At 47.9% G+C, this 6108-nt stretch carries 7 protein-coding genes; 6 read left to right on the forward strand and 1 reads right to left on the reverse strand.

The window, feature by feature from the left end; genetic code table 11:
• Positions 1 to 7: 7 nt before the first annotated feature.
• Complete coding sequence (locus JHC35_RS04440) at positions 8 to 946, forward strand: M14 family metallopeptidase (protein WP_295042392.1); 939 nt, start codon at positions 8 to 10, stop codon at positions 944 to 946.
• Entirely contained in the window at positions 943 to 1881 is a 939-nt protein-coding gene (locus JHC35_RS04445) for a M14 family metallopeptidase (protein ID WP_295042394.1), read from the forward strand. Before JHC35_RS04440 ends, JHC35_RS04445 begins: the two co-directional genes overlap by 4 nt.
• A 329-nt stretch (positions 1882 to 2210) precedes the next feature.
• On the opposite strand, the gene kdsB is transcribed toward JHC35_RS04445, so the two are convergent.
• Positions 2211 to 2930: a 3-deoxy-manno-octulosonate cytidylyltransferase gene (gene kdsB / locus JHC35_RS04450; RefSeq protein ID WP_295042396.1), complete on the reverse strand. Its 720-nt coding sequence runs from the start codon at positions 2928 to 2930 to the stop codon at positions 2211 to 2213.
• 54 nt (positions 2931 to 2984) lie between these two features.
• Between kdsB and JHC35_RS04455 the strand changes: the two genes are divergently transcribed.
• Genes JHC35_RS04455 through trpC form a run of 4 tightly spaced genes read left to right on the forward strand, consistent with a single transcriptional unit; the run spans position 2985 to position 6082 of the window.
• Entirely contained in the window at positions 2985 to 3683 is a 699-nt protein-coding gene (locus tag JHC35_RS04455; RefSeq protein ID WP_295042398.1) for a methyltransferase, read from the forward strand.
• A complete protein-coding gene (locus JHC35_RS04460; RefSeq protein ID WP_295042400.1) occupies positions 3668 to 4048 on the forward strand; it encodes a YkgJ family cysteine cluster protein in 381 nt (126 codons plus the stop codon). Before JHC35_RS04455 ends, JHC35_RS04460 begins: the two co-directional genes overlap by 16 nt.
• Positions 4041 to 5297 (forward strand): hypothetical protein, encoded by a 1257-nt coding sequence (locus JHC35_RS04465; RefSeq protein ID WP_295042402.1) that lies wholly within the window; start codon positions 4041 to 4043, stop codon positions 5295 to 5297. The genes JHC35_RS04460 and JHC35_RS04465 overlap by 8 nt, the downstream gene beginning before the upstream one ends.
• On the forward strand, positions 5297 to 6082 hold the full coding sequence (trpC, locus tag JHC35_RS04470) for an indole-3-glycerol phosphate synthase TrpC (protein ID WP_295042404.1): 786 nt from the start codon (positions 5297 to 5299) through the stop codon (positions 6080 to 6082). Before JHC35_RS04465 ends, trpC begins: the two co-directional genes overlap by 1 nt.
• Positions 6083 to 6108 lie beyond the last annotated feature (26 nt).

Consider the following 6108-nt stretch of genomic DNA (forward strand, 5'->3'; position numbering starts at 1 on the left):
TGAGCGTATGGGCGTGATAGAAGAAGTTTTTTCGATTGATCTCCCCGTAGGGGAACAGTTTCGTATCCAACGGTGCCGCTATACGCCTCAAAGCGGCGAAACCAAGAAACGTATCTCTATCGTGAGCGGTATCCACGGAGATGAGCTGGAGGGGCAATACGTCTGTTTTCTTTTGGGTGAATGGCTTCGATCAAACCCCGAAAAGATCAAGGCGACAATCGATATTTATCCGGCGATCAACTCTTTGGGGATCGATAGTATCACCCGTTCCGTTCCGTTTTATGATGTCGATTTGAACCGTATTTTTCCCGGAAGCAAAAACGATTTTCTCCCCGCACAGATTGCCGATGGGGTAGTCAGCGCGATGAGTGGGTCTGAAATCGCGATTGATATTCACTCCTCAAATATCTTTTTGCGTGAGATCCCGCAGGTGCGTATTGCTAAATCTCAGGCGGATACTCTTGTGCCGTTGGCTAACAAGCTCAACATCGATTTCGTGTGGGTACATGATGCGGTGACGGTGCTTGAATCGACTTTTGCCCACGCAATGAATACGCTCGGAACCAAAACTCTCGTGGTTGAGATGGGGGTAGGGATGCGGCTGAGCAAAGCCTACGGTCATCAGTTGCTTGATGGGATTTTGAATCTGATGGCGTGCGAAGGGTTCTTGGAGATTGCACCGCTTGAGGTGAGAATGCCGATCCAATCCGAGGTGGGAGAAGTCGCTTATCTCAATGCCTCCTGTCCGGGGTTATTTGTCCCCGCGATCGAACATTGTCAGATGATTCAAAAAGGGGATATTGTGGGAGAGATCGTTGATCCTTTGAGCGGTCAAACGCTCGATGAAGTGATCGCCCCAATCGGTGGTATCCTCTTTACGTTGCGAGCCTATCCGATCGTTTATGAAGGATCCTTGGTAGGACGAATATTTGGAGAGAACGGATGAAGCGCATAGAGATACTCAATTTTAAATCCCCCAACCGTGCCCCGCTCAAAGTAGAGGGGTTTTTATTCGGTGAAGAGAGTTATGGCACCACCATTGCAATCGTCGGTTCGATGAGCGGAGATTATATCAATCAGCTTTACGTTGCATCGGGTTTGGTCGATTATCTTCGGCAAAAAGAGGAAGAGGGGAAAATTACGGGAAAAATTTTGGTGATTCCCGCGATCAATACCTATGCACTCAACATGGGAGAAACTTTTTGGCCGCTCGATAAAACCGATATTAATATGATGTTTCCAGGATATGTGCAGGGGGAGACGACACAGCGGATTGCCGCAAAATTGTTTGAGTCGCTTCAGGGGTATGACTACGGTATTATCTTGGAGGGTCGGCGCGATCAGGGGATGTGTTTGCCGTATGTGAAACTGATTCAAAGCGGGTATGAAGATATCGATTCGGCACGCGATTTGGGGATGCGTTTTATCCATTTTCGCCCCTACAGCCCTATCGAGACGGTGATGTTGCAGTACAACTGGCAGTTATGGGGGACGAAAGCGTGTTCGGTCGTGTTCGGTAAGAACGGAACGATTGATCGCCTAAGCAGCGGTGAAGTACACGGCGCTTTGGTACGTCTGATGTCGAAGAGGGGCATTTTGGATACATCGGTATTTGAGGGCTATGCCAGCAATATTATCGAGCCTGATGACATTACGGTGCTTAAAGCGCAATGTGCCGGTATCTTCGATTCTCTCGTCGGATGCGGTGTCGTAGTTCAAAAAGGGGAGGTGCTCGGTCGTATCACCGATGCGCTCAGCGGAGAAAAACTCGAAAATATTACGGCACCGATTGACGGTGTAGTGACATGCCAATATGCTAATCCGCTGATTTTCCAAAATTCGATCGCGTTTCGGATCGCATCAGCTATCACAAAGCGCTAAGAGCGCTTAAATATCGTGATGGTAGTGTTCTAATACCCGATTGTACTCTTCATAGATTTGTTTCGGGGTGAGAGAGGTTTTATACATGCGTAAAATTTGGCGGGTAAACTCGATAGGGTACTCGATCGTAGTTAAAAATAGACTTCTTGCATAACCTCTAAGATGTATTTTTTACACCGTTCGCCCTGAGCCTGTCGAAGGGTGTTTCGTTCATGGTGAGCTTGTCGAACCATGAACGGAAAGCTGGGTTATGTAAGAAGTCTAATGATTCATTGTGATTATTGTACGCCTCATTCGTAGCAATAACGTAGCAGAATGAGAAGAAACTCTTATACTCCGAAAATCTTTTTCGCCCGTTCCAAATCTTCTACGGTGTCGATTCCAAACCCGCTGCTTGCCACTTTGACCATCGAGATTTTTTTGCCGTGGTAGAGGGCGCGAAGCTGTTCGAGTTTTTCGATGTCTTCCAGCGGTGCTTCGCCTAGCGCACAGAAATCGTGGAGCGATTTTTTTGTAAATCCGTAAATCCCGATATGCCCGAAATAGTTTGCTTCTCCGCTGCGGTTGAACGGGATAGGACTGCGGGAGAAATAGATGGCGTTATGATCGACGTCGGTGATTACCTTGACGAGGTTCGGATCTTGTGCCGACTCGGTGTTGATCGCATTGTAGCAGCTTCCCATGATGAACGGGACATTCTCAGCTTTGAGGGTATTGAGACGTTCGATTAAGAGTTCGAGCACTTCCGTTTCAATGAATGGCTCATCGGCTTGGACGTTGATGATGAGTTCATCATCAGGAATATCGATGATCTGGGCGCATTCGTTGATACGGTCGGTTCCGCTTTTGTGCGTCGTCGAGGTGAGGCGCGCTTCGACACCGTGAGCGGCGCAGATGTCGAGGATTTTCTCATTATCGCATGCGACCACGACGCGGTCGATACTTTCAACCCGTTTGGCGGTACGGATCACCATCGGCAAACCGCCGATGTCGGCGAGCACTTTTTCGGGAAAGCGGGTAGAGGCAAGACGGGCAGGGATAATAATCATAGTTAAACCTAGTAAGAGATATAATTGCCTAAATCATAACAAAAAGAGGCGTAAATGCTCCTTTATCAGCCTGAGGGTGGCTATTGTTACAACAGCGATTCGATATTGCTGTATGGCTTCATCTCCCGTTTTGCCCCGAAGGGAAAAATGCTCGATGTCGGTGCGGGGAGCGGAATCGTGGGGTTGTTGATCGGGCGGGATTTTCCCGCCGTTACGCTAGAAGCGGTCGAAAAACAGCCGTTGTATGTCGAGTTTGCCCGTCGAAACGCCGCGATCAACGGTATCGAGTACACCCTCCATGAGGGGGATTTTTTGAATCACGCTCCGCATGGGAGTTACGATTGGATCGTCTCCAATCCCCCTTTTTATCATGAGGGCTCATCCCGTTCCGAAAATCCGATTCTCCATCAGGCACGCTATAATCTTCATTTGCCGATTGAGCCGTTTGCGACCAAAATCTCCAAACTTCTCAAAGCCAACGGCGAAGCGGTCATTTGTTACGATGCACGCCAATTTGCCCAATTATGCAGTGCGTTCGAGAGTGCAGGATTAAGAGTCGTTGAGGTACAATTCGTCCATTCAAAGGCTGATCGCCCGAGCACATTGGTGATGATCCATCTGAAAAAAAATTCCAAAGCGGCTCTCACCGTTCTTCCTCCGATGATTACGGAAGAAAACGGTGAATATACCCCTGCGGTTCAAGCGATTTATGACAAAGCAAAGGTGCACAGTATCAAATGTCCGAATATATGACACAAGAAGGCTTCTCTTACGCGTTTGATCCCTCTGCATGCGCCTCGTGCGGCGGTAACTGCTGTACCGGAGAGAGCGGCAGCATTTTTGTCTCCGTCACCGAGATTGCCGCTATTGCAAAGCTCTTGGAGATGGAAGAGGGGGAGTTCCGGCGTACCTATCTGCGTAAAGAGGGGTTTCGTTTTTCACTCAAAGAGCGGCTTGTGAACGGTTCGTACGACTGCGCGTTTTTTGATCGTTCACTAAAGGGGTGTAGTATCTACTCTGCAAGACCGTTGCAGTGCCGAACATTTCCGTTTTGGGATTATTTTCGCCACCGCATCGATGAACTCAAACTTGAATGTCCGGGGATTATCCATGATTAAATCGTTTGTCGCAACAGCAATGCTCCTCTCCGTGATCCATGCCGCCCCTATCAATGTCCGAAATTCTACGATACTCGAAGATACGTTTGCCCTCTATGCATTGGATGCTCAGATGCGCCAAAAGCCCGCCAGAGCGTCCGGTTTTTTTGCCGAACTCTACAAACAAACCTCAAAAAAAGAGTATCTGTATCAATCGCTTCGGATGCTCGAAGAGGCGAACGATCTGAAAACTCTCTCCAAACAAACGGCTGATGAGTTGAAAAAATTTCCCGACGATGACATTTTGAGACGGTTTGAAATTATTGTCCTCCTCAAGGAGGGAAATTTTGCGGAAGCTTCCCAAAAAGCGCTGATCCAAAGCGAAAAAAATCAAAAAGCCCCCGATTATCTTTTGTACGCCGAAGCCCGATTGAAACTCGGCGATTACAGCGGAGCCCTCTCGGCGCTTAAAAAAGCGTACAACCTGACGTATGACGAGACGACGGCGGAGCGGATCGCACTGATCCAATACGCTCAGCAAGGGGAGAAGAGCGAAGCGATCAAATTTTTGAAAGATCATATCGGAGCACACGGAAACAGCCAAACGTTGGGAAAACGATTGGGCAGTTTTTATGCCGACATGGGTGCGCTGGAAGATGCAGCTGCGATCTATGAACAAACGTTCGATGAGTATAACGATCTCTCCGCTGCCGAAGAGGCGTTGAAAATCTATATTTATCAAAAAGATTTTTCAAAAATGACGACGTTGCTCGAAAAATCGAAGATCAACGATCCGTTGCTGCTGGATTTGTACGTTCGGGTCAAAGCGTTCGATAAAGCCTCATTATTGGCACAAAAGCTCTACGAAAAAGAGGATAATCCTCTCTATCTGGCGCAAAGTTCGGTTTTTAAATACGAAGGGGCTACTGATCGGAATGATCGCGTATTGATCGACAGTGTCGTAGAAGGGCTCAAAAAAGCCAATCAGGAGTTAAAAGATCCGCTCTATTTGAACTACGTAGGATATTTGATGATCGATCACGATCTCAATGTGACCGAGGGGATGGGATATGTCCGTCAAGCGCTCGAAAAACAGCCCGATTCGCCGTTTTATATCGATTCGTTGGCATGGGGACACTACAAGCAGGGCGAATGTGCAGAAGCACTCCGTCTGATCAAGCAGGTGGAATCGATGATTGGCACCGATGAACAAGAGGTGAAAGATCATTTAAATGCGATTGAAAAATGTAAAACTAAGGAGAAAAATTAATGATTTTAGATGATATCATCAAAAAAACCAAAGAGGATCTCAAAGAGCGGGAGGCCAGGTTTAGCATGGACTGGCTTGGACGTTCACTCGCATTTAACGCCCGTGCCCCGCGTGATGTTCGCCCCTACCTCACTTCGACGCCAGAGGAGCCGTACCGCATTATCAGCGAGGTAAAAAAAGCCTCTCCCTCAAAAGGGGTTATCCGTGAAGATTTCGACCCCGTAGCGATCGCTCAGGCGTATGAACGCGGTGGTGCCAATGCGATCTCCATTTTGACCGAACCGCACTTTTTTCAAGGCAATTTGGATTATTTGGCAGAGATTCGCCGCTATGTGAGTATCCCGCTCTTGCGCAAAGATTTTATCGTCTCCAAATATCAGCTCCTCGAAGCGCTTGTGTACGGTGCCGATTTCGTCCTTTTGATCGCGGCGGCACTCTCAACCAGTGAGCTCAAAGAGCTTCTCAACTATACCCGCCATTTGGGGATGGAGGCATTGGTAGAGATTCATGATAAAACCGAGCTAACCAAAGCGATTGCGGCGGGTGCAGACATTATCGGGATCAATCACCGTAATCTCCAAACGTTTGAGATGAATATGAACCTCAGTTACGATTTAATCCCTCTGATCCCGAACGGTAAAATCATTGTGGCAGAGAGCGGCATTTACGAACACGGTCAGCTCCAAGATTTGGGCAAAGCGGGAGTAGACGCGTTTTTGGTCGGTGAGTCACTGATGCGCCAAGATGACGTCGAAGTTGCCCTTAAAACACTCAAAAACGGTTAAATTTAAAAAAGTGTCTCATCTTGGCG

The organism is Sulfuricurvum sp., assembly GCF_022759005.1.
In the GTDB taxonomy this organism is placed as follows: domain Bacteria; phylum Campylobacterota; class Campylobacteria; order Campylobacterales; family Sulfurimonadaceae; genus Sulfuricurvum.

Coding starts and splice junctions, on each gene's coding strand:
- trpC (WP_295042404.1), top strand. CDS start 5,297: ATGATTTTAGATGATATCATCAAAAAAACCAAAGAGGATCTCAAAGAG.
- kdsB (WP_295042396.1), bottom strand. CDS start 2,930: ATGATTATTATCCCTGCCCGTCTTGCCTCTACCCGCTTTCCCGAAAAA.
- JHC35_RS04455 (WP_295042398.1), top strand. CDS start 2,985: ATGCTCCTTTATCAGCCTGAGGGTGGCTATTGTTACAACAGCGATTCG.
- JHC35_RS04465 (WP_295042402.1), top strand. CDS start 4,041: ATGATTAAATCGTTTGTCGCAACAGCAATGCTCCTCTCCGTGATCCAT.
- JHC35_RS04440 (WP_295042392.1), top strand. CDS start 8: ATGGGCGTGATAGAAGAAGTTTTTTCGATTGATCTCCCCGTAGGGGAA.
- JHC35_RS04445 (WP_295042394.1), top strand. CDS start 943: ATGAAGCGCATAGAGATACTCAATTTTAAATCCCCCAACCGTGCCCCG.
- JHC35_RS04460 (WP_295042400.1), top strand. CDS start 3,668: ATGTCCGAATATATGACACAAGAAGGCTTCTCTTACGCGTTTGATCCC.